The organism is Mycobacterium sp. (assembly GCF_046330795.1).
In the GTDB taxonomy this organism is placed as follows: Bacteria; Actinomycetota; Actinomycetes; order Mycobacteriales; family Mycobacteriaceae; genus Mycobacterium.
This window is the reverse complement of the sequence record NZ_JAXLSA010000003.1, coordinates 306,838-330,033: the sequence shown is the minus strand read 5'-3', so window position 1 is coordinate 330,033 and position 23,196 is coordinate 306,838. Positions and strand designations below refer to the sequence as shown.

Genomic DNA, 23,196 nt, shown 5'->3' with positions numbered 1-23,196 from the left:
CTACTTGACGGTGACCGTGGCGCCGGCGGCCTCGAGCTTGGCCTTGGCGTCCTCGGCGGCGTCCTTGTTGACCTTCTCGAGCAGCGGCTTGGGAGCGCCGTCGACGAGGTCCTTGGCCTCCTTGAGACCCAGGCCGGAGACGATCTCGCGGACGACCTTGATGACGCCGATCTTCTTGTCGCCGGCACCCTCGAGGATGACGTCGAACTCGGACTGCTCTTCGCCGGCCTCGGCGGGAGCGGCGCCACCGGCGGCCGGGGCCGCGGCAACGGCGACCGGGGCGGCCGCGGTGACCTCGAAGGTCTCCTCGAACTTCTTGACGAACTCGGAGAGCTCGAGCAGGGTCAGTTCCTTGAACGCGTCGAGCAGTTCATCGGTGGACAGCTTTGCCATGATGGGTCCTTTCTAGGGTTTTCGGTATTACCCGGTTGGTGCTGTTTGTTGTTGGTTTATTCGGTTGTCTCGGTGTCGGCTGCGGTCTCGGGGGCCTCGGGGGCCTCTGCAACCTCGGCCGGAGCCTCGTCGGCGGGAGCATCGGCGGCCGGCAGGGTTTCCCCGTCGGCGGCCCGCTTCTCCTGCAGCGCCAGGGCGAGCCGGGCGACCTGCGATGCCGGAGCGGCGAACAACCCGGCGGCCTTGGACAGGTTGGCCTTCATCGCGCCGGCCAGCTTGGCCAGGAGCACCTCGCGGCTCTCCAGGTCCGCGATCGCCTCGACCTGGGCCACGGACAGCGGTGCGCCGTCCATGTAGCCGCCCTTGATGACGAGCGCCTTGTTGTCCTTGGCGAACTTCTTCAGGGCCTTCGCGGATTCGACCGGCTCACCGCTGATGAACGCGATGGCGGTCGGGCCGGCGAACAGTTCGTCGAGGCCCTCGACCCCCGCCTCCGTCGCCGCACGCTTGACCAGCGTGTTCTTGGCGACGGTGTAGGTGGTTCCGGAGCCCAGCGAGCGCCGCAGTTCGGCCATGCTGGACACGCTCAGGCCGCGGTACTCGGTGACGACGGTCGCAGTCGAGGCCTTGAACTGCTCGGTGATCTCTGCAACGGCAGTGGCTTTGTCAGCCTTGGCCATGCATGCCTCCTCGGTTAGTAAAAGCTTCTGCGTAGCTATGTGTGTGTTCGCACCGAACGAGCGGTAACAACACGAACGCCCCGGCGCAGGATGCGGCCGGGGCGTGAAGATCCACTGGCTGTGGTGTCCAGCGGGTTGCTGCCTCGTCCTCCTGCGTGGGCCGCCGGGATGTTCCCGGACCTTCAACCGATTGCTCGGTGACCGACGGTCTTCGGTGGATCGCGGACAAGAATAGCGTGCACCCCGCCGATCAGCCAAAACGGATCAGGAGCCACGCAGCAGGGCGGCCGCCCCGACCAGGCCGGCATCGCCGCCGAGCTGCGCGGGCACCACCTGCAGGCCGGCGATGAAGTCCAGGCCCGCGTAGTGCGTGATCGCCTCCCGCAGGGGATCGAAGAGCACCGGGCCCGCCTTGGCCACCCCGCCGCCGATCACCGCCAGGTCCAGATCGCACACCGCACCGACCGACGCGATCATGGCCGCCACCGCCGTCGCGCCCCGCCGGAACGCCCGCACCGCCACCGGGTCGCCAGCGGCGGCCGCGGCGGCCAACTCCTTGGCGGTGGCCGCCGGCGTTGCATCCCAACCGTTTTCGCGCGCCCACTGCACCAGGTGCGGCCCGCTGGCGATGGCCTCGGCGCAGCCGCGGCCACCACAGGTGCACTGCGGCCCCGCGGTGTCGACGACGACGTGCCCGACATGGCCGGCATTGCCGGTGCGCCCGACGTACGGGGCACCGTCGAGAACGAGGCCGCCGCCGATTCCGGTGGACACCACCAGGCCGAGTACGAATGCCGCCCCCTGCCCCGCCCCACGCCAATGCTCGCCGAGCGCCATGCACACGCCGTCGCCGCCCAGCCGCACGGGCAGCCCCGGCAGCACGCCGGCCACCCGGTCGCGGATCGGGAATTCGCGCCACGCGGTCAGGTTGATCGGGCTGACGGTCCCGGTGGGCAGGTGCACGGGCCCGGCGCACGCAATGCCCGCACCGCCGACGTCGTGACCGGCCGTGGTCGCCGCGATCAGGTGTTCGGTGACCGTCCAGACCGCCTCGGGGTCATCACCGCGCGGGGTGGGCTCCTGGGTGGAGGTCAGCAGGGTTCCGTCGGCGTCGACGAGGCCGGCGGCAATCTTGGTGCCGCCGATATCGAGGGCCAGCGTCAGGTGCGACATCAGTGTCTGTGCACATTATCGGGCTGCCGGGGGTCGCCGGGATGCTCGTACCCGGGCGCCAGTTCGACCAGATCGGCGCGGCGCATGTCGAGCCAGTTCCGGAAGGTGCGTCGGCACGCCGCAGCCAGCAGATGGGCCGTGATCGCCGGACGAACCTGCTGCAGGGACGGCGGCGGCCCGGGGTTGCGCCAACCCCGGTCGGTACGGGTTCCCGCCGCGAAGCGCATCGGGTTGCGGGCGTGATACCCGGCGACGTCGTCGTCGGGCACGGTCACGTCGGCAACCACGTACGCGTACAGCGCCCGGGCCAGCGGGTCGGACAGGGCCGCGGCGGTCACACTGCCGATCTCGACCCGTGCGGTCGCGTCCGGCAGCACGCTGCGCAGGGTGGGTGCATCGTCGCTGCTGACGCCCAGCCGGTGTGCCTCGGCGGCGATCACCCGCTCGGTCACGATCAGCTGGGTCAGCCAGCGGCGCAGCTGACGGCCCTCGCTGGTGCCGGCCAGCGGCAGCGAGGCCGCCGGTGCGGTGGCACGCAGCCGCGCCTCGCGCGCATCGACGTCGGTCACCGTCACGGGCTGCCCGCACACCCGGGCCACGCCGTCCGGCGGGGTCATCGGACGGTCACCCGCACGGCCGGTGAGTAGAGCAATTCGCCGGCGGCGGCCGCCCGGACCAGCGCCCACCATTCGCCGGGTCCGGCCGATGCCGGCGGGGTCACGTCGAAGTCCAGCCGAACCTGCCCGGACGCCGGGAGCACGGCGCCCACCGCGGCCGGCCCGATCCACTCCCAGGTGCCCCACGGGCTGATGAGGTGAGCCTCGAGCGCGAGATCCGCCCGGCAGTCGGTACCGATCTCGATGGTGATCCGGCCGCGCTCGCCGGCGCGCAGGTCGACGTCCTCGGGGCCGGCGACCAGCCGCAGCACCGGACCGGCGGGGTCGCCGACGGTGATCAGGCAGACATCCTCGACGGTCTGCCGCCAGGGCGGCGGCAGGTCCGCGTCGCCGGTGAGCGTGAGCTGGGCGCGGACCGGATAGCACCCGGGGTCGGCGCCGGCGGGCAGCGCCACGGTGACGTCCGCCTCGCGATATGCGCCGGGTTCCAGCGCGACGGGCAGCGTCGCGGGTTCGGCGGTGCAGCCGGGCGGGCAGATCAGTTCGACGACTCCGGTCAGTGCCGCGTCGGTACAGTCACTGGCGACCGTCAGCCGGAGCGACACCGTCTGCCCGGCGGCTGCCGCGAGCCGGTGCGGATGCAGGTGTGCCACCGCCGGCAATCCGCCGAGCGGAGCCGGTCCGCGATTGTGCAGCCAGTAGCGGGCATAGAGGGGTTGCGCGGCTTCGGTGTCCGGCGCGAGCACGGCGGGTTCGCCGGCGCGGTCGACGTCACCGAATTCGGCTGTGACGGTGGCGATCTCGAATCCGTGCAGCTCGAGGTTCCCGACCGGACGGGACCCGTCCTCCAGCAGACCCGCCCTGGCGAGGCGGCGGATCGGGCCTGGCCCGGACTGCAGCCGGACCTCGGTCGGCTTGCCACGGGTCTCGACCAGGCGCAGCGCCGCCCGGCCCGGCGGCGGGGCCGCCCGGCCCTCCGGTGTGGGGTTGCCGCACAGTTTGAGCGCCTCCAGCCGCACGCCCTCGCCGACCGACAGCAGGGCCGTCCGTGCCGGCAGGTCCCCATCGGCCCCGTGATCCAGGACGGCCCGCAGCGGATGACTGAACTCGTTGCTGCGTAACGGCATTCGGATGTCGCGCCAGTCACCGTCCCCGGCGACCACTGCGTATTCGAAGGTGTGGGACCAGTGCTGGAGCTGGAAGTTCGAACCGTCCGGCGCCGCGCGGCGCTCGTGTGTGGTCCAGACGCCCGACGGCCAGCCGGTACAGGACCGCAGCAGCGAGGTGTGCAGGGTGCCGTCGGACTCCACCGCGAAGCTCGGCACGCCGCGGTTGAGCAGTGCGACGGTGCGGTCCTCGAACGCAGCGGCCCGGAACGCCGGGTGCTGCGTGACGGCGATCTCGGCGTCCGAGAGGTCGTCGGCCACCGCGGTCACCGCGTCGCGCAGCGCATCGTCGTCACCGCCGGCGATCACCAGCACGGGCAACGCCCGGATGCCCTGCAGGTCGGCGTCGGGAACCCATCCGGCGGCCAGCGGCGCCGCGGCCGGGACGAAGAGCCGCGCGTGCCCGGCCGCGTCGAGCTGCCTGCGCAACTCGTCGGTGTACTGCGGGCCCGCGTCGGCCAGCAGCGCGGCGGTGAACGCGTTGCGGTCCGGGCCGCCGAGGGCGATCCGGGTGTCCGGCAGGTTCGAGTCGACGGCGAGGTTCCCGTACCGCGGCTTGTCGGCGCCCGAACACGTCGCCGTGACGCCCGCACGCACCAGCGCCACCATCAGGCCCCGGGCCAGCGGGGCGGAGCCGGCCTCGGCCGGCGTGATCACCTCGGCCACCGAGATCGGATGAACAGCACTGTCGCCGAACGTGATTCGCGCTACGGACGACAGCCCGAACCAGCCGTTGGCGGGGTTCTCCAGCGTCCACGGGTGCACCGCGGTGTCCACCGAATGCTCCGAGCCGGGCTCGTGGATCAGCGCGAAGCCGCGGCCGATGACGGCGTCGCCGACCTCGCTGACGGGCATCGCCCCGGCGATGCGGGTCGGCCAGCGCAGCCGCAGCAGCTGGTCCTCGCCGACGAACTCGTCGACCGTGGTCGTGCAGTCCAGCCGGTCCATCCCGGCCCATAGGGTCAGGGTCTGCGTGTAGCGCAGGACGGCGCGGCCCCCGTCGACGATGCGGCCCGTGACCACCAGCCGTTCGCCCGCCGGGCTGCGATGGGCCCGCACCTCGGCGGGCGCCGCGCCGGAACCGACGACCGGGCCATTCGGCAGCAGGTGCCACGGACCCTCGCCGGCCTGCGGATGCGCGGAATACTCGGCGTACACCGCCAATTCGTTGCCGAGGCGTCCCGGCGTCAGCAGCTCGCGTTCGTGGTGGCGCAGCGAGTCGACCGCCCCGCCGCGGTCGGGATCCACCCGCACCTGGTAGTGCTCGTTGCCGATCTGGGCCCCGTCGACCGGCTCCCAGGACGACGCGGCACGGGCCGGTTCCAGGCGGTAGCACCGCCGGCCCAGCGCGGGCACGTCGGCGGCCACGAAACTGACGGTTCCTCGCTCATGATCGACCACCGCGGGAACCGGCGAGCCCGTGTCGTCGACGACCTGTACCGCGGCGTCGTGGGTGTCGATGGTCACCACATCGGTCCTGTTGTGCGCCAATGGGTTCCACACCATCAACGGCGCAGGGTCGAATTGCCGCCCCAGCACGGCCAGCGCGTTGTCGCGCGTGGCGCGCCCGATCTCCCATGCGTCGCGCCAGCCGGTCAGCAGGTCCAGGTAGACCTGGTCGGACTCCGAGCCGGTGATCGCGTCGTGGTGCGCGCCGTAGGCCAGCTGCACCCAGGCCTTGGCCAGCGCGGGTTCGGGATACCGCGCGCCGGTCAGCAGGTGCGCGAAGGTGGCGAACCGCTCCGCCTCGAGGACGGCGGTCTCGGCCGCCCGGTTGGCCTGTTTGGTGTCGATGAACGACACGTCCTTGCCGGTGTAGATCGGGTTCATGTCGCGGGTCTGCGGCGAGGGCTCGACACCGCGCCCGCCGAGTTCGGCGCGCACCGCGGCGAAGAACTCCTTGGGCAGCGCACACACGAACCGCGGCCAGGTGTAGCGCGTGTTCCAGTCGCGGTGGATCTCGGTCACCCACTTGTTGGGTGGCGTGTAATCGGTGCCGACGGGCAACAGCACGTTGCGGGTGGAGGTCACCTTCTTCAGGCCGTCGAACAGTTTGTAGGTCTCGGCCTCGGCGTCCGCGAGGGTGGCCGCGGAATCCATCCACCAGCCGGCCGAGTAGTGCGCCGGCATGTAGTGGGTCAGCAGGCCGGTGCCCGACGGGGAGATCCACTCGAACTCGCTGGCGAACTGCATGCGCTCGGGATCTCCGTCGCCCGCCATGGGACCCCACTGGTGGTGCGGTCCGCGGGCCCACGAGCTCGAGGTCAGTCCGGCCGCGGCGGCCATGACGGGAAACTGCGGGTCATGCCCGAAGACGTCGAGCTGCCAGGCGGTCGCGGGATCGGCGCCCATGACGTGCCGCTGGAATCCGATGCCGTGTACGAAGTTCCGGATCGCGGTCTCCGGACTGGTGAGGTTGGTGTTGGGTTCGTTGTAGGTACCGCCCATGATCTCGACCCGGCCGTCGGCGACGAACCGGCGCAGGTCGGCCCGATCCTCGGGGTGGGTGTCCCAATACGGTTTGAGGTAGTCGACCTCGGCCAGCACGAATTTGTAGTCCGGGTCGCGGCGGGCCATCTCGAGGTGGGCGGCCACCAGCTCGAAGCCGTTGGTCTGGCGGGCCCGTCCGGGCGGATCCTCGGTCCACTCGCTGGTGTAGGCGGCCTGGGTGTTCCACCACACCGGGTCGTAGTGGAAGTGGCTGATCATGAACATGGTCCAGCCCGGCTCGGCGTCGGTGAACGTGAACTCGGCACGCTCGGCGCCGGCGATCGCCGTGGCCGCCCGCTGTCGGCCCGGTTCCGCGTCGATGACGGTGACGGGAATCTCGACGACCCCGTTACCAGCGTCGCCGGGTGTCAGGTCGGCGGCTCCGGACAGCCCGTCGCCCTCGATCCGGACACCAGTCGCTGTCAGCCCGGCATAGGCGACCCGGACGATTTGCTGCGGGGTGTCCTCCGGTCCGACGAACAGTTCGGTCGAGTTTGCGGCGAGCACCCACCCATCTTTTGGCGCGAGCGTGCGCGTCGGTCCGCGACACGCCGGGCGGACGCGTACTTGTGCGCACGCTCGCGGATGGGCGCCACCGGTCAGCCCAGCGGCCCGACGGCTTCTTCCGCGGCCGCCACCATCGCCCCGCTGCCGGCCAGCTCCACCGCGGTCGCGATCTCCGGCGCCAGGTGGCGGTCCGGGCCGGGTCCTTCGACGTGTTCGCGCAGCAGCGCTCGCACCGCACCAGTCCCCGGCGCCGGGGCCAGCGGTGCCCGCAGATCGATGGCCCGTGCGGCGGTCAGTACCTCGATGGCCAGCACCCGGGTCAGCCCGTCGATCGCGCGCCGCAGCTTGCGGGCGGCCGACCACCCCATCGACACGTGGTCCTCCTGCATCGCCGAGGACGGGATCGAGTCGACGCTCGCCGGGGCCGCGAGCCGTTTGAGCTCCGAGACGATCCCCGCCTGCGTGTACTGCGCGATCATGTGTCCGCTGTCGACGCCCGGATCATGGGCCAGGAAAGCGGGCAGCCCGTGGTTGCGGGCGGTGTCCAGGAAGCGGTCGGTGCGGCGTTCGCTGATGCCGGCGACGTCGGCGACGACGACGGCCAGGAAGTCCAGCACATGGGCGACCGGCGCGCCGTGGAAGTTGCCGTTGGATTCCACCCGGCCGTCGAGGGTGACGACGGGGTTGTCGATGACGCTGGCCAGTTCGCGTTCGGCGACGGCGCGGGCGTGCGCCGCGGTGTCGCGCGCGGAGCCGGCGACCTGGGGTGAGCACCGCAGCGAGTAGGCGTCCTGCACCCGCGTGCAGTCCGGGGTGCGGTGGCTGGCGACGATCGGCGAATCCGCGAGCAGCCGACGGATGTTGGCCGCCGAGGCGATCTGGCCCGGGTGCGGGCGCAGCTCCTGCAGGTCGGCGGCGAACACCCGGTCGGTGCCGAGTTGAGCCTCGACGCTCATGGCCGCGGCGATATCGGCCAGCCGCAGCAGGTCGTCGAGGTCCGTCAGGGCGAGCACCAGCTGGCCGAGCATGCCGTCGGTGCCGTTGATCAGGGCCAGCCCTTCCTTCTCCGCGAAGGTGACGGGCGCCAGGCCGTGCGTGTGCAGGGCGCCGGCGGTGGGGATCAGCCGATCGGCGGCGTCGCGCACGTGCCCTTCGCCCATCACCGCCAGGGCGACGTGGGCCAGTGGAGCCAGATCCCCGGAGCAGCCCAAGCTGCCGTACTCGTGCACCACCGGCGTGAGTCCGGCCGACAGCAGGTCGGCGTAGGCCTGCGCCGTCTCCAGGCGGACCCCGGTGCGGCCGCTGGCCAGCGTGGAGAGCCGCAGCAGCATCATGGCGCGAACGACCTCGCGCTCGACCTCGGGCCCGGAGCCCGCAGCGTGCGAACGAATCAGGCTGCGTTGCAACTGCTTTCGCATTTCCTGCGGGATGTGGCGGGTGGCCAGCGCGCCGAACCCGGTCGAAACGCCGTACACCGGGCTGGGGTTGGCGGCCAGCGCCTCGATGTGGATCCGACTGGCCTCGATGGCCGCCACGGCGTCGTCGGCGAGTTCGACGGCGGCGCCCCCGCGGGCGACCGCGACGACATCGGCGAAGCTGACCGGTCCGGTCCCGACGATGACTGTCATGCCCGGAACGTTAGGACTCCTGCGCCACCGCACGAGCGTTCCCGCCGCGGATAGTGTCTCGTATCCCAGACACCGTTGCATTGCCCAAACGTACGAACGGTCGGAAAAACGCGGGTGGGATCCGCCCGAACGTCGATCTCGGCGTCAGTCCGTGAACCAGCCATCGGGTGCCCGCCCGGACAGCGCCCAGGTCAGCTGCTGCGCGGCCCGGCGCACCGCCCGAACCAACTCCGCCTTCGGCAGCCGGGCGTGGTCCTGACGCCACGTCACGCTCAGCGCCGCGGACGGCCGACCGGAGTGATCGAATGCGCAGGCCGCCACCGACTGCAGTCCGTCGGTCACCAGGCCCACCTCTTCCGACCACTTCTGTTTGCGCTCGGCGGCCAGCACACGCCGCAGTTCGGGCAGTGTCGACGGGCCGGCGCCGGTACGGTCGACGAATCCGCGGGCCGACGGGAACAGCGCGCGCACCTGGACCGCCGGGAGGTGCGCCAGGATCGACCGGCCGCTGGCGGTCAGTTGGGCGGGCAGTCGTACGCCGACGTCGGTCACCAGCGTCACCGGGATCCGCGTCACCGCCGGCTGCTCCTTGAGCAGGTAGAGGGTCTCGGCGCCGTGCAGCACGCCCAGGTGCGCCGTCTCCGCCACCTGCGCGACGAGGCGACCCAGGACCGGCCGGGCCAGCATCTCCAGTGGTTCGTGACGCAGGTACGCCGAGCCCACTTCGAAGGCTGCCACACCCAGTCCGTAGGTCCGCCGGTCCGGGAAGTGCACGACGAAACCCCGGGCGATCAGCACGTCGAGCAGGTGGTAGGTCGACGATCGCGGGATCCCCAGGTCCCGCGCGATCGCTGCCCCGGTCACCGGACCCGACTTACCCGCCAGGTACATCAACACATCCAATGCCCGGCCGACCGCGGGGGACGTGCTGGACATGACGGCCTCCTGATCGCGCCGAGATCGACGTTCCGGCGGAGTCCACTCGCACTCTTCCGCCCGTTCGTACGTTTGGGCGGTGGGGAGGTCTCGGATACGAGACGCTATCGGCCGATCAGGTGTTCAGCAAGGGCCTCGCGTCGGGTGTGCTTGCAGACATGGACGACACGATCACCTCCGAACCCACGCGCGTCGTACGCGCCGCGCGCGGTACCGAACTGTCCTGCAAGGGCTGGCAGCAGGAAGCCGCGCTACGCATGCTGATGAACAACCTCGACCCGGAGGTCGCCGAACATCCCGAGGATCTGGTCGTCTACGGCGGTACCGGCCGGGCTGCCCGCAGCTGGGCGGCGTTCGACGCCATCGTCGCGTCGCTGCGCGGGCTGGAGAACGACGAGACGCTACTGGTGCAGTCCGGCAAGCCGGTCGGCGTGTTCCGCACGCATGAGTGGTCGCCGCGGGTGCTGATCGCCAACTCGAATCTGGTTGGCGACTGGGCGAATTGGGAGAAGTTCCGTGAGCTCGAGGCCCTCGGCCTGACGATGTACGGGCAGATGACGGCCGGTTCGTGGATCTACATCGGGACCCAGGGCATCCTGCAGGGCACCTTCGAGACGTTCGGCGCGGTGGCCCGCAAGCTCGCGGCCTCCGGCCGCTATCCGCACAGCGGCGGCACCCTGGCCGGCACCATCACCCTGACCGCCGGGCTGGGCGGCATGGGCGGCGCGCAGCCGCTGGCCGTCACCATGAACGACGGCGTTGCGATCTGCGTGGACTGCGACCAGACCCGCATCACCCGCCGCATCGAACAGCGCTATCTCGACGTGCAGGCCGACGACATCGATGACGCGCTGGCCAGGGCCCTGCAGGCCCGGGATGCCAAGCGCCCGTTGTCGATCGGCCTGCTCGGCAACGCCGCCGAGGTCTTCCCCGAGCTGCTGTCCCGCAAGGCGCCCATCGACATCGTGACCGATCAGACCTCGGCACACGACCCGCTGAGCTACCTGCCCGTCGGTGTTGCGTTCGACGATATGAAGAAGCTGGCCGAGAAGGACCCGGCGTACTTCACCGAGCAGGCCGAAGCGTCGATGGCCCGGCACGTCGCCGCCATGGTCGGTTTCATGGACAACGGTGCCGAGGTTTTCGACTACGGCAACTCGATCCGCGACGAAGCCCTCAAAGGAGGCTTCGCCCGGGCCTTCGACTTCCCCGGATTCGTTCCCGCCTACATCCGCCCGCAGTTCGAGGAGGGCCTGGGGCCGTTCCGCTGGGCCGCGCTGTCCGGCGACCCCAAGGACATCGAAGCCACCGACCGCGCCGTGCTCGAACTCTTCCCCGACAACCATCACCTGCGCCGGTGGATCACCATGGCACAGGAGAAGGTGACCTATCAGGGTCTGCCCGCCCGGATCTGCTGGCTCGGCTACGGCGAGCGGCACCTGGCCGGTCTGCGGTTCAACGAGATGGTGGCCAACGGCGAGGTATCGGCGCCGATCGTGATCGGCCGCGACCACTTGGATTCCGGATCGGTCGCGTCGCCCTATCGCGAGACCGAGGCGATGGCCGACGGCTCCGATGCCATTGCCGACTGGCCGCTGCTCAATGCGTTGGTGAACACCGCCTCCGGCGCGTCCTGGGTCTCGATCCACCACGGCGGCGGGGTCGGGATGGGCCGCTCGATCCACGCGGGACAGGTGACGGTGGCCGACGGCACCGCCCTGGCCGCCGAGAAGCTCGAGCGGGTGCTGATCAACGACCCGGGCATGGGCGTGATCCGGCACGTCGACGCCGGGTACGAATACGCCGCGAGAGTGGCCGACGAGCGCGGGGTCCGCATTCCGATGAAGGACCGGCCGTGAACTTCGACTCGCTCTGGGTGTCGCTGCGCGACGTCGGACGGGACGCCCGCAGTGGCGGATATCGCCGGTTCGCCTGGACCGCAGTCGATCTCACGCTGCGCGAGTGGTTCACCGGGGAGGCTCAACGGCGGGGTATGAGCCTCGAGGAGGACCGCAACGGCAACCTGTGGGCGTGGTGGCTGCCACCCGGATACGTCGACGACCCGCGCGACGCGTTCGTCACGGGATCGCATCTGGACTCGGTGCCCGACGGCGGCCCCTTCGACGGACCGCTCGGCATCGTGTCGGCATTCAGCGCGATCGATCTGCTGCGCACCGACGGTGTCACACCGCGCGTCCCGGTGGGTGTCGTCGCCTTCTCCGACGAGGAGGGCGCCCGGTTCGGGGTCGCCTGCGTCGGCTCCCAATTGTCCACCGGGGCATTGCATCCCGAGCGCGCGCTGAATCTGCGCGACGGCGACGGCACGACACTGGCCGACGCGTTGCGAAAGGCGGGACGCCGCCCCGAACACCTGGGTGCCGACCCGGAGCTGGCCGAACGGGTGGGGGTCTACGTCGAACTGCACGTCGAGCAGGGTCGCGCGCTGGACCTCGTGGACCGGCCCGTCGCCGTCGCATCGGCCATCTGGCCGCACGGCCGCTGGCGGTTCACCTTCTGCGGTACGGCCAACCACGCCGGCACCACCCGACTCGAGGATCGCCGCGATCCGATGCTGACGTTCGCCACCGCCGTGCACGACGCCCGCGCCCGCGCGGCCGCGCACGGTGCGGTCGCGACGTTCGGCAAGATGCGGGTGACACCCAACGGCGCCAACGCGATTCCGTCCCGGGTCGAGGCCTGGCTCGATGCCCGCGCCGCCGACGAGGAGACCTTGGCCGGGTTGGTCGACACCATCACCGCCGATGCCGCCGCGCGGGCTCACCTCGACCGCACCTCGGTGGTCGCCGAGGCCGAATCCCTCTCGCCCGCAGTGCTCTTCCCGGATGGTCCGCGCCGGCGCATCCGGCAGGCACTGGGCGCGGAGTTCGGCGACGTCCCGGTGCTGCCGACCGCCGCCGGCCACGACGCCGGCGTACTCTCGACCGCCGTTCCGACCGCAATGCTGTTCGTCCGCAATCCGACCGGGGTGTCGCACTCCCCCGAGGAGTACGCCGAGATCGCCGACTGTCACCAGGGTGCGCGTGCCCTGGCGGCCGTCATGAAGGATTGGGTGGCGTGAGCGACTGGTGGTGCGAGCACGCCTGGCTCGGCGGGAATACGGTGGCCGACGCGGTCACGGTCAGCGTCGACGACGGGGCCATCGTGGCGGTGCGGCCCGACTCACCACCGACCGGAACCGTGTTGCACGGCTTGGTGATCCCCGGTCTGGCCAACGCCCACTCGCACGCCTTCCACCGCGCACTGCGCTCGCGCACCCAACGCGGCCACGGATCGTTCTGGACCTGGCGCACGCTGATGTACGCGGTGGCGCAGCGCCTCACGCCGGACACCTACCGCGCACTGGCCCGCGCGGTGTACGCCGAGATGGCACTGGCCGGCATCACCGCCGTCGGCGAGTTCCACTATCTGCACCACGACGCCGCTGGCCGGCGCTACGCCGACCCGAACGCCATGGGCCACGCCCTGATCGACGCCGCCACCGCTGCCGGATTGCGGTTGACCCTGCTGGACACCTGCTACCTGAGCTCCGGGATCGACGGCGCGCGGTTGCAGGACGGTCCGCAACGACGCTTCGGGGACGGCGACGCCGACCAGTGGGCCCAGCGGGTCGACGCGCTGCGCGCACCGGACTCGGTGACGATCGGCGCCGCGATCCATTCGGTGCGCGCGGTACCGGCCGATCAGATGGGGACCGTCGCCGACTGGGCAGCGCGCCGAAAAGCCCCGCTGCACATCCATTCCTCGGAGCAGACCGGTGAGGTGGAGCAGTGTCTGGCGGTGCACGGCTGCACCCCGACGGCCCTGATGCGCGACCATGGGGTGCTCGGGGCGCGAACCACCGCGGTGCACGCGACGCACCTGACCGAGCGCGACGTCGCCGACCTCACCGGCAGTGCCACCGGGGTGTGCTTCTGCCCGACCACCGAACGCGATCTCGGCGACGGGATCGGCCCGGCCGCGGCCCTGATCGAGGGTACGTTCAGTCTCGGGTCGGACAGCCACGCAATCATCGACCTCTTCGAGGAGGCGCGTGCGGTGGAACTCGACGAACGGCTCCACCGGCGGGAACGCGGGCTGTTCCCGGCCGCCCGGCTGCTGGAGTGTGCCACCGTCGACGGGCACCGCGCACTGGGGCGGCCCGGCTCCGGTGTGTTGCGGGTCGGCGCGCGCGCCGATCTGGTTGCCGTAGACCTGAATTCGGTGCGCACCGCGGGCGGTGGGCCGACCCCGGAGACCGCCGTCTTCGCCGCGGGCGCCGCCGACGTCACCGACGTGGTGATCGACGGTCGCCCGGTGGTGGTGGATCGCACCCACGTCGACGTCCCGGACACCGGGGCCGCACTGACGGCGGCGATACGCGCGGTACTCGAGGACCGATGAGCACCGTCTACACCAACATCGCCGAATTGGTCACCAACGACCCGACGGTCGGTGACGGCTCGCCGCTGGGACTGCTGACCGACGCGGCGCTGGTGGTCGACGACGGCATGGTCAGCTGGGTCGGTGCGCGTGGCCGGGCCCCCGCGGCCGACGACAGCGTGGATCTCCACGGCGCGGCGGTCATCCCGGGATTCGTGGACAGCCATGCACATCTGGTGTTCGCCGGCGACCGCGCCCACGAATTCGCGGCCCGGATGTCGGGTGTCCCGTACGACGGCGGCGGCATCGCCATCACCGTCGCGGCCACCCGCGCGGCCACCGATGCCCAGTTGAGCGCCAACCTCGCCCGGCTGTCGACCGAGCTGCGCCGCGCCGGCGTCACCACGTTCGAGACCAAGAGCGGGTATGGCCTGCGCACCGCCGACGAGGTCCGATCGCTGCGCATTGCCCGCGAATTCACCACGGAGACCACGTTTCTCGGGGGGCACGTGGTGCCCGCGGAGTACCGGGAGAACCGCGACGAATACGTACGATCGGTGGCCGGGGAGATGCTCCACCAATGCCGCCCGCACGCTCGCTGGATCGATGTGTTCTGCGAGCGCGGCGCATTCGACGTCGACGAGGCCCGCACGATCCTGGAAGCCGGTGCGGCCGTTGGGCTGACACCGCGACTGCACGCCGCCCAACTCGGCCCGGGCGAAGGCATCCGCCTCGGCGTCGAACTCGGGGCCGCGTCGGTGGACCACTGCACCTTTGCGACCGACGCCGACATCGAGGCCCTCGCGTCGGCGTCGGCCGCCACCGTGGCCACCCTGCTCCCCGGCGCCGAGTTCAGCACGCGCGCCGCCTATCCCGACGGCCGGCGCTTCCTCGACGCCGGGGCCACCGTCGCGCTGGCCACCGACTGCAATCCGGGCAGCTCCTACACGACGAGCATGACGTTCTGCATGGCGATCGCGGTGCGCGACATGGGCTTCACCCCCGCCGAGGCGCTGTGGTCGGCGACGGCCGGCGGCGCGGCGGCCCTGCGCCGCCGGGATGTGGGCGGACTGGCGGTCGGTCAGCGGGCAAACTTCGCGGTGCTCGACGCGCCGTCACACCTGCATCTGGCCTACCGTCCGGGCGTGCCGCTGATCGCCGACGTCATCGCCGGGTGATCGCCGGTCGATCACTGTTCGGGAACAGTTCACGTGTGAGCCCGCCCACGCCACGCGCCGATCGGGCATTCCTGTGCCACAGTGGAGTCACTGTGAGCGAGAACAAGACCGAGCCGGCATGGCGCGATCCGCTGTCGGTGGGCTGGCAGGCGCACCGGCGGTTGCTGATGCTGCGATTGCGCTGGCATGCCTCGTCGTCGCGGCGGCGCACGCCCATCCGGCACCGGCCCACCCGCTAGACGTCACCCCCTCGCGCCAGCCGCGCCGAGACCGCGCGGGCGGCGTCGATGACCTCCGGCGGCCCGAGTATTTCGAAGTCACACCCGACCATCGCCAGGTAGAGCACCAGCACCTGCGGATCGTCGGCGCCGGTGGTCACCACACAGGCGTCCGGGCCATCCTCGACCACGGTGACGGCGGACGGCGCGAACTGCTGTAGCACAACGTCTTTCGGGCAGAAGTAGCGAACGCGGGCAACGTGCCGGTAGGGCGAGCTGCTCAGCGCACGGCTGACGAACGCCGCGGCGTCGGGCGCGGTACGGGCGGTGAACGTGCTGCCCCGGGCCCGCACCTGCGACATCCGGTCCAGCCGCAGGGTGCGCCAGTCGTCGCGGTCCCGGTCGAAGGCGAGCAGGTACCAGCGCCGGCCTGTCGTCACCAACCGGTAGGGCTCGAGCCGACGCTGGCTGGTCACACCGGAGCGCGCGGTGTATCGCGCGTCGACGTGCTCATGGTCGCGGCACGCGCGGGCCAGGGTCATCAGGACCTCGGGGGCCACGGGCTCCGCGTCGGCAGCGGTCAACGTGACCGTGTTGTCGCGCACGGCGGCCACCTGCGAGCGCAACCGCGGTGGCATGACCTGGTCCAGTTTCGACAGCGCCCGCAGCGCAGATTCGGCGACCCCGGCGACATTGCTCCCGGCGGCCAGACGCAGGGCCACCGCCACGGCCACGGCCTCGTCCGCATCGAGCAGCAGCGGCGGCAGCACCGCACCGGCTCCCAGCTGGTACCCACCGCCGTGGCCCGGGCTGGCATGCACCGGGTAGCCGAGTTCACGCAGCCGCTCCACGTCACGACGCACGCTGCGGCTCGTGACACCCAGCCGTTCGCCCAGTTCGGTTCCCGACCAGACGCGCCGCGACTGCAGCAGACCGAGGAGCTGCAGTACGCGGTTGGTGGTCTGCGACATCCCACCAGTCTCGCGCACTTCTAGGACAGCTTCTGTCCTGAATTCCTGACACGCTGGTGTCATGGCCCTCACCGCACACCTCACCGATCAACTCGACTGGCACTGGCACAACGCGCTGCGCCCGCGCCTGGACGGTCTGACCGACGACGAGTATTTCTGGGAACCGGTACCCGATTGCTGGACCCTGCACCGCGACGGCACCATCGACTTCGCCCACCCCGCTCCCGCGCCCGCACCGTTCACCACCATCGCGTGGCGCCTCGCGCACGTCATCGTCGGCGTCCTGGCCATGCGCAACCACTCGCACTTCGGCGGCCCGCCCGCGGACTACCAGACCTGGGCGTACGCCACCGATGCGGCCACCGCACTCGCCCAGCTCGACGACGCCTACCGGAACTGGCACGACGGGGTGCGACGCCTCGGCGAACCGGATCTGGCCACCCCGGTGGGCCCGGCCGAGGGACCGTGGGCCGACCGTCCGATGCTGGACCTGATCCTGCACATCAACCGTGAGGTGATCCATCACGGTGCCGAAATCGCTTGTGTCCGTGATCTTTACGTCCATCAAAAAGGAGCATGACCATGCCTGCACTGGCCCCACCCGTCACCGGCGAACGCGACGCCCTGCGCCAGTTCCTGGCCTATCAGCAGGCGGCGTTCGTCGCGGTCGCCCACGGCCTGACCGACGACCAGGCCCGGTCTACCCCAACCGTCAGCGCGCTGTCGATCGGCGGTCTGCTCAGGCACGTCACCGGCATGCAGCGCAGCTGGATGCAACGCGTCGCCGCCGCACCGGAGGCACCGGCACCCGACGAGCGGCCCTTCGAGCAGCGCGCCGCCGAATACCAGAACGAATACGTGATGACCGCGGACGAGACACTGGCCGACCTACTGGGCCGCTACCGGGCCCAGAACGACGCGGCACTGCGGTTGGTCGACACCGCCGACCTCGACGCCGCCGTCCCCGTCCCCCGGGATGCGCCGTGGTTCCCGCGGGACGTCGACGCGTGGTCGGTGCGCTGGGTGTTCCTCCACGTCATCAGCGAGCTGGCCCGGCACGCCGGCCACGCCGACATCATCCGCGAGAGCATCGACGGCGCCACGATGTACGAGCTGATCGCGGCCGCCGAAGGCATGGAACCGACCCCGTGGCTGCAGCCATGGCGCGGCGACACGACGGACGCCTGACCGCCGGCGTCAGGCCGGCACGCCCATCCGCATCAGGAACAGCACCACGATGCCCACCAGGACCAGGCACATCCCGACAATCGACCAGGTAATCCGCCAAGACATCTCGAATCGCGGCGTGGATGGCGCGGCGCGATCGCCGGGAACGGACTCGTCGGGAAGGCCGTCAGCAATCGGAATAGGCACCGAGTCACCTTCTCTTTCGCAAAGTAAATTGTTACGCTCGGTAAGCATCTATCCACTCGGATATCCAACGCATCTACACATGTAGATTGCCTGCCAATGGTCAATTGTAAAAACTGGCGGACTGGGTGGTCGACCCTCTCGGGCAAATTCTCATCGAGTTGTCAGCAAGGTGATTTCAGCAAATAAAATCAGCGGAGTCCGGCGGCGCCGCGGCCGCACGCGGATTCGGAACGCTCGAGCGCGGTTTGGCACACTACGAGAATGAGTTCGACCAAACACCGTGAGGTCGCCAAACTCGACCGGGTTCCGCTGCCGTTCGAGGCGATCCGCTTCGGGACCACCGGCTGGCAGCTCACCCGCACCGGCGCCCGTGTGCTCACCAAGCTGCCCACCCGGGGACCGTGGCAGACCAAGGTCATCAAGGAGATCCCCCAGCTGTTCGCCGACCTGGGCCCCACCTACGTCAAGTTCGGCCAGATCATCGCGTCCAGCCCCGGCGCCTTCGGCGAGCCGCTCTCCCGGGAGTTCCGCACGTTGCTCGACGCCGTCCCCGCCGCGGACAGCGACGAGGTCCACAAACTCTTCACCGAGGAACTCGGCGACGAGCCGCAGAATCTGTTCGAGCACTGGGAGGAAACGCCGTTCGCGTCGGCGTCCATCGCCCAGGTGCACTACGCCACCCTGCACAGCGGCGAGGAGGTCGTGGTCAAGATCCAGCGGCCGGGCATTCGTCGCCGTGTGGCGGCGGACCTGCAGATCCTGAAGCGGTTCGCGCAGGTCGTCGAGGTCGCCAAGCTGGGCCGACGGCTGTCCGCCCAGGACGTCGTCGCCGACTTCGCCGACAACCTCGCCGAGGAACTCGACTTCCGCATCGAGGCGCAGTCGATGGAGGCCTGGGTGACGCACCTGCAGGCGTCCCCGTTGGGCAAGAACATCAAGGTGCCCGACGTGCACTGGGATTTCACCAGCGACCGCGTGCTGACCATGGAGCGGGTCGCGGGCACCCGCATCGACGACGTCGCCGCCATCCGCAAGCAGGGCTTCGACGGCGAGGAGCTGGTCAAGGCGCTGCTGTTCTCCACCTTCGAGGGCGGTCTGCGGCACGGCCTGTTCCATGGCGACCTGCATGCCGGCAACCTGCTGGTCGACGAACAGGGCCGGGTGGTGTTCCTCGACTTCGGCATCATGGGCCGGATCGACCCGCGCACCCGCTGGCTGCTGCGCGAGCTGGTGCACGCGCTGCTGGTCAAGAAGGACCACGCGGCAGCGGGCAAGATCGTCGTCCTGCTGGGCGCGGTGGGCACCACCAAACCGGAGGCGCAGGCCGCCAGGGACCTCGAGGCGTTCGCCCAACCGCTGACGATGAAGACCCTGGGCGACATGTCGTACGCCGACATCGGCAAGCAGCTCTCGACGCTGGCCGACGCCTACGACGTCAAGCTGCCGCGCGAGCTCGTCCTGATCGGCAAGCAGTTCCTCTACGTCGAGCGCTACATGAAGCTGCTCGCGCCCCGGTGGCAGATGATGAGCGATCCCCAGTTCTCCGGATACTTCGCCAACTTCATGGTGGAGGTCAGTCGAGAACACCGCACCGATCTCGACGACAAGAAGCCGGAGGCCTGAGTGCAGACGCGTACCGGCACGGCGAAGTCCGGCGACCTCGACATCTACTACGAGGACATGGGCGACCCCAACGACCCAGCGGTGCTGCTCATCATGGGGCTCGGCGCCCAGTTGCTGCTCTGGCGCGACGGCTTCTGCGAGAAGCTCGTGCAGCGGGGACTGCGGGTGATCCGCTATGACAACCGCGACGTCGGGCTGTCCAGCAAGCTCGACGGCCAGCGCGCCGGCGGCTCGCAGTACGCCGCGATGCTGCGCTCGTTCATCGGTCGGCCCAGTCCGGCGGTCTACACCGTCGAGCACCTGGCCGACGACGGTGCCGCACTCCTGGACCACCTCGGCATCGAGCGGGCGCATGTCGTCGGCGCCTCGATGGGCGGGATGATCGCCCAGGTTCTCGCCGCCCGGCACGCCCACCGCACCGCCTCGCTCGGCGTCATCTTCTCCAGCAACAACCAGCCCCTGCTGCCGCCGCCGGCGCCCAAGGCGCTGTTCTCCGTGATCAAGGGCCCTAAACCGGGTTCACCGCGCGACGTCGTCGTCGACAACTCGGTCCGGGTGTTGCGGATCATCGGCAGTCCGGCGTATCCGGCAGCCGAGGACCGGCTGCGCCGCGACGCCGAAGAGGCCTATGACCGCAGCTACTACCCGGTGGGCGTGGCGCGGCATTTCGGCGCGGTTCTCGGCAGCGGGAGCCTGCGCCACTACGACCGCCGGATCACCGCCCCCACCGTCGTCATCCACGGCAAGGCGGACCGGTTGATGCGCCCGTCCGGTGGCCGCGCGATCGCCCGGAACATCCCCGGCGCGCGGCTGGTGCTGTTCCCCGGAATGGGCCACGAATTGCCCGAACCCCTGTGGGAGCCGATCGTCGCGGAGTTGGCGGCCAACATCGCGGCCGGTGTAGCCTCGGCCGGGTAACCGCATCGGGGTGGAATAGAACGATGCGTTGCGGGGAACGCTGTGTCCTTGACCAGAGCAGGAAGGCGTTCCGCCGTGCCGAGAAAACTCACCCCGCATTTCGAAGACGTCCAGGCCCACTACGACCTGTCCGACGACTTCTTCGCGCTGTTCCTCGATCCATCGCGCACCTATAGCTGCGCCTACTTCGAGCGGGAGGACATGACGCTCGAAGAGGCCCAGACCGCCAAGATCGACCTCGCACTGGGCAAGCTCGGCCTCGAGCCGGGCATGACTCTGCTCGACGTCGGCTGCGGCTGGGGCGGCACGATGAAGCGGGCGATGGAACGCTACGACGTCAATGTCATCGGTCTGACATTATCGAAAAACCAAGCGGCACACGTGGAATCACTCTTCGCCGACGCACCGGGCGGCCGCACCGCGAAAGTTCTGCTGGAGGGTTGGGAGCAGTTCGACCAACAGGTGGACCGCATCGTGTCGATCGGCGCGTTCGAGCATTTCGGACACGATCGCTATTCGGATTTCTTCGAGATGGCGTACAAGGCGCTGCCCAGCGACGGCGTCATGCTGCTGCACACCATCGTCGCGTTCCGTCCCGCCGAAGCGCAGAGACTGGGCATCCCCGTCACCTTCGAGCTCGCGCGGTTCGTGAAGTTCATCATGACCGAAATCTTCCCCGGCGGACGGCTGCCGTCGTTCGAGATGGTGCGCGAACATGCGGCCGCGGGCGGCTTCACCTGCACCCGCGAACAGCCCCTGCAGCCGCACTACGCACGCACCCTGGACCTGTGGGCGGCAGCGCTGGAAGCCCACCGCGAGGACGCGATCCGAATCCAGTCCGAAGAGGTGTACGAGCGCTACATGAAGTACCTGACCGGATGCGCGAAGATGTTCCGGCAGGGCCAGATCGACGTGTGCCAGTTCACGCTGGAGAAGTAGCGCGGTTTGTGTCCGGTGTGTCGGGAACCGACGGTCGATGTCGTTTCGGTCTGGATGGATTCACAGGTATGGTGCGTTGCACAGCTGGTCGATCGGCTGTGCCCAGCATGGAAAGGCAGTGATCAGGGATGGCAGACACCGACGAGATGCGTCCGCACTTCGAAGACATCCAGGCGCATTACGACCTGTCCGATGACTTCTTCGGGGTTTTCCAGGATCCGACCCGCAAGTACAGCTGCGCCTTCTTCACCGGCCCGGATGTCACGCTGTCGGAGGCGCAGATCGCCAACGTCGATCAGAACCTCGACCGGTTGGATCTCCAGCCCGGGATGACACTCCTCGAGGTGGGCTGCGGGTGGGGACTGACCCTGCAGCGCGCCATGGAGAAGTACGACGTCAACGTCATCGGTCTGACGTTGAGCAAGAACCAGCAGGCCTACTGCACCCAGCTGTTGGGCAAGCTCGACTCCGAGCGCACGTTCGACGTGCGCCTGGAGGGCTGGGAGCAGTTCCATCAGCCGGTCGACCGGATCGTCTCGATCGAGGCCTTCGAGCACTTCGGCTTCGAACGCTACGACGAATTCTTCAAGAACTGTTTCGAGATCCTGCCCGAGGACGGCCGGATGACGATCCAGAGCAGCGTGGGCTATCACCCGTACGACCTGAGTGCCCGCGGCAAGAAGCTGACCTTCGAGCTGGCGCGGTTCATCAAGTTCATGATCACCGAGATCTTCCCGGGCGGCCGGATTCCGACCACCCAGATGATGATCGAGCACGGCGAGAAGGCCGGCTTCGTGGTGCCCGAGGCGCTGTCCCTGCGCAACCACTACATCAAGACCCTCGGCATCTGGGCCGACCGCCTCGAGCAGAACAAGGACGCCGCCATCGCGGCCACCGACGAGGAGAACTACCACCGCTACATGCGGTACCTGAAGGGCTGCCAGTATTACTTCATCGACGAGGCGATCGATGTGAGCCTGGTGACGTACCTGAAGCAGGGCGCAGCCGCCTGACGAGGATGCCGGCGCGGCGCGGCGGTTCAGGAGTCGGGAGTGTGACCAGGTGGCCGGCACGGTGCCGTCGCTCACCACGATCCGTGCCTCGAATTCATCGACCGCAGAGTGTCGGCGGCGCAGCCGAGAACCACCCAAACGACAAGAGCCCCCGAAGGGGCTCTTGGTCGTTCTGCTGAGGGGCTGGCGCGCCCCGGCCTTCTAGTCCTCCGTGAAATTACGGGTGACGGCCGGGTCGACCGGGATCCCGGGGCCGGTGGTGGTCGAGACGGTGACCTTCTTGAGATACCGGCCCTTCGACGACGACGGCTTGGCGCGCAGGATCTCGTCGAGCGCGGCGCCGTAGTTCTCGGCCAGCTGCTTCTCGTCGAAGGACGCCTTGCCGATCACGAAATGCAGGTTCGCCTGCTTGTCGACGCGGAAGTTGATCTTGCCGCCCTTGATGTCCGTGACGGCCTTGGCCACATCCGGGGTCACGGTACCGGTCTTGGGGTTCGGCATCAGGCCACGCGGGCCCAGCACGCGCGCGATCTTGCCGACCTTGGCCATCTGATCCGGGGTGGCGATCGCGGCGTCGAAGTCCAGCCAGCCGCCCTGGATCTTCTCGATCAGGTCGTCGCTGCCGACAGCGTCGGCGCCGGCAGCCTGCGCGGCCTCGGCCTTGTCACCGACCGCGAACACCACAACGCGGGCGGTCTTACCGGTGCCGTTCGGGAGGTTGACGGTGCCACGCACCATCTGATCGGCCTTGCGGGGATCCACGCCGAGACGGATCGCAACCTCGACGGTGGCGTCCTGCTTCTTCGACGACGTCTCCTTGGCCAGCTTGGCCGCCTCGAGCGGCGAGTAGAGCCGGGTCTTGTCGACCTTCTCGGCGGCTTCCTTGTAGGCCTTGCTGTTCTTGCTCATTGGTGTCTCCTTGTGTTCAGAGGTCGTGGTTCGCGGGCCGATGCCAGCCCTCCCACGGGGAAAACGGATACTCGACTTCTGCT

The 23,196-nt window shown here is 69.6% G+C and carries 21 protein-coding genes; 11 read left to right on the top strand and 10 right to left on the bottom strand.

Going from position 1 to position 23,196, the window contains the following annotated elements; translation table 11 throughout:
* The 7 genes from rplL to U0R18_RS13005 form a co-directional block, all read right to left on the bottom strand.
* The gene (gene rplL / locus U0R18_RS13035; RefSeq protein WP_526368923.1) at positions 1-393 is read right to left on the bottom strand and encodes a 50S ribosomal protein L7/L12; all 393 of its coding nucleotides are present in this window, start codon (positions 391-393) and stop codon (positions 1-3) included.
* 56 nt (positions 394-449) lie between these two features.
* Positions 450-1,073, bottom strand: a complete 624-nt coding sequence (gene rplJ, locus U0R18_RS13030; protein WP_526368921.1) for a 50S ribosomal protein L10 — start codon at positions 1,071-1,073, stop codon at positions 450-452.
* A 264-nt stretch (positions 1,074-1,337) separates the two neighbouring features.
* Positions 1,338-2,246 carry an ROK family protein gene (locus tag U0R18_RS13025; protein ID WP_526368919.1) on the bottom strand — a complete coding sequence of 303 codons (909 nt, stop codon included), beginning with the start codon at positions 2,244-2,246 and terminating at the stop codon, positions 1,338-1,340.
* On the bottom strand, positions 2,246-2,863 hold the full coding sequence (locus U0R18_RS13020; RefSeq protein WP_526368917.1) for a DUF7158 domain-containing protein: 618 nt from the start codon (positions 2,861-2,863) through the stop codon (positions 2,246-2,248). Before U0R18_RS13020 ends, U0R18_RS13025 begins: the two co-directional genes overlap by 1 nt.
* A complete protein-coding gene (locus U0R18_RS13015) occupies positions 2,860-7,026 on the bottom strand; it encodes a glycoside hydrolase family 38 N-terminal domain-containing protein (RefSeq protein WP_526368915.1) in 4,167 nt (1,388 codons plus the stop codon). The genes U0R18_RS13020 and U0R18_RS13015 overlap by 4 nt, the downstream gene beginning before the upstream one ends.
* A 92-nt stretch (positions 7,027-7,118) precedes the next feature.
* Positions 7,119-8,654 (bottom strand): histidine ammonia-lyase, encoded by a 1,536-nt coding sequence (gene hutH, locus U0R18_RS13010; protein ID WP_526368913.1) that lies wholly within the window; start codon positions 8,652-8,654, stop codon positions 7,119-7,121.
* A 144-nt stretch (positions 8,655-8,798) separates the two neighbouring features.
* Complete coding sequence (locus tag U0R18_RS13005) at positions 8,799-9,590, bottom strand: IclR family transcriptional regulator (protein WP_526368911.1); 792 nt, start codon at positions 9,588-9,590, stop codon at positions 8,799-8,801.
* A 158-nt stretch (positions 9,591-9,748) separates the two neighbouring features.
* Between U0R18_RS13005 and hutU the strand changes: the two genes are divergently transcribed.
* The 5 genes from hutU (at position 9,749) to U0R18_RS12980 (ending at position 15,387) form a co-directional block, all read left to right on the top strand.
* A complete protein-coding gene (hutU, locus tag U0R18_RS13000; RefSeq protein WP_526368909.1) occupies positions 9,749-11,449 on the top strand; it encodes a urocanate hydratase in 1,701 nt (566 codons plus the stop codon).
* Positions 11,446-12,669 carry an allantoate amidohydrolase gene (locus U0R18_RS12995; RefSeq protein ID WP_526368907.1) on the top strand — a complete coding sequence of 408 codons (1,224 nt, stop codon included), beginning with the start codon at positions 11,446-11,448 and terminating at the stop codon, positions 12,667-12,669. The genes hutU and U0R18_RS12995 overlap by 4 nt, the downstream gene beginning before the upstream one ends.
* On the top strand, positions 12,666-13,991 hold the full coding sequence (locus tag U0R18_RS12990) for a formimidoylglutamate deiminase (protein WP_526368905.1): 1,326 nt from the start codon (positions 12,666-12,668) through the stop codon (positions 13,989-13,991). The genes U0R18_RS12995 and U0R18_RS12990 overlap by 4 nt, the downstream gene beginning before the upstream one ends.
* Positions 13,988-15,148 carry an imidazolonepropionase gene (hutI, locus tag U0R18_RS12985; protein WP_526368903.1) on the top strand — a complete coding sequence of 387 codons (1,161 nt, stop codon included), beginning with the start codon at positions 13,988-13,990 and terminating at the stop codon, positions 15,146-15,148. The genes U0R18_RS12990 and hutI overlap by 4 nt, the downstream gene beginning before the upstream one ends.
* Positions 15,149-15,240: 92 nt before the next feature.
* Complete coding sequence (locus tag U0R18_RS12980; RefSeq protein ID WP_526368901.1) at positions 15,241-15,387, top strand: hypothetical protein; 147 nt, start codon at positions 15,241-15,243, stop codon at positions 15,385-15,387.
* Here the strand turns inward: U0R18_RS12980 and U0R18_RS12975 are convergent.
* The gene (locus tag U0R18_RS12975; RefSeq protein ID WP_526368899.1) at positions 15,384-16,337 is read right to left on the bottom strand and encodes a helix-turn-helix transcriptional regulator; all 954 of its coding nucleotides are present in this window, start codon (positions 16,335-16,337) and stop codon (positions 15,384-15,386) included. The two genes, U0R18_RS12980 and U0R18_RS12975, sit on opposite strands and share 4 nt — an antisense overlap.
* A 61-nt stretch (positions 16,338-16,398) precedes the next feature.
* Between U0R18_RS12975 and U0R18_RS12970 the strand changes: the two genes are divergently transcribed.
* Both U0R18_RS12970 and U0R18_RS12965 read left to right on the top strand, forming a co-directional pair.
* A complete protein-coding gene (locus U0R18_RS12970; protein ID WP_526368897.1) occupies positions 16,399-16,917 on the top strand; it encodes a DinB family protein in 519 nt (172 codons plus the stop codon).
* Positions 16,918-16,919: 2 nt separating this feature from the next.
* Positions 16,920-17,525, top strand: coding sequence for a DinB family protein (locus tag U0R18_RS12965; RefSeq protein WP_526368895.1), 606 nt, complete (start codon positions 16,920-16,922; stop codon positions 17,523-17,525).
* 9 nt (positions 17,526-17,534) lie between these two features.
* Here the strand turns inward: U0R18_RS12965 and U0R18_RS12960 are convergent, their stop codons facing one another.
* The gene (locus tag U0R18_RS12960; RefSeq protein ID WP_526368893.1) at positions 17,535-17,711 is read right to left on the bottom strand and encodes a hypothetical protein; all 177 of its coding nucleotides are present in this window, start codon (positions 17,709-17,711) and stop codon (positions 17,535-17,537) included.
* Between the two features lie 261 nt (positions 17,712-17,972).
* On the opposite strand from U0R18_RS12960, the gene U0R18_RS12955 reads away from it, so the two are divergent.
* From U0R18_RS12955 to U0R18_RS12940, 4 genes are all read left to right on the top strand, one after another.
* Complete coding sequence (locus tag U0R18_RS12955; protein WP_526368891.1) at positions 17,973-19,334, top strand: ABC1 kinase family protein; 1,362 nt, start codon at positions 17,973-17,975, stop codon at positions 19,332-19,334.
* A complete protein-coding gene (locus tag U0R18_RS12950) occupies positions 19,335-20,252 on the top strand; it encodes an alpha/beta fold hydrolase (RefSeq protein ID WP_526368889.1) in 918 nt (305 codons plus the stop codon).
* A gap of 75 nt (positions 20,253-20,327) precedes the next feature.
* The gene (locus U0R18_RS12945) at positions 20,328-21,191 is read left to right on the top strand and encodes a cyclopropane mycolic acid synthase family methyltransferase (RefSeq protein ID WP_526368887.1); all 864 of its coding nucleotides are present in this window, start codon (positions 20,328-20,330) and stop codon (positions 21,189-21,191) included.
* 128 nt (positions 21,192-21,319) lie between these two features.
* The gene (locus U0R18_RS12940; RefSeq protein WP_526368885.1) at positions 21,320-22,204 is read left to right on the top strand and encodes a cyclopropane mycolic acid synthase family methyltransferase; all 885 of its coding nucleotides are present in this window, start codon (positions 21,320-21,322) and stop codon (positions 22,202-22,204) included.
* Between the two features lie 201 nt (positions 22,205-22,405).
* Here the strand turns inward: U0R18_RS12940 and rplA are convergent, their stop codons facing one another.
* Positions 22,406-23,113 (bottom strand): 50S ribosomal protein L1, encoded by a 708-nt coding sequence (rplA, locus tag U0R18_RS12935; RefSeq protein WP_526368883.1) that lies wholly within the window; start codon positions 23,111-23,113, stop codon positions 22,406-22,408.
* Positions 23,114-23,196 lie beyond the last annotated feature (83 nt).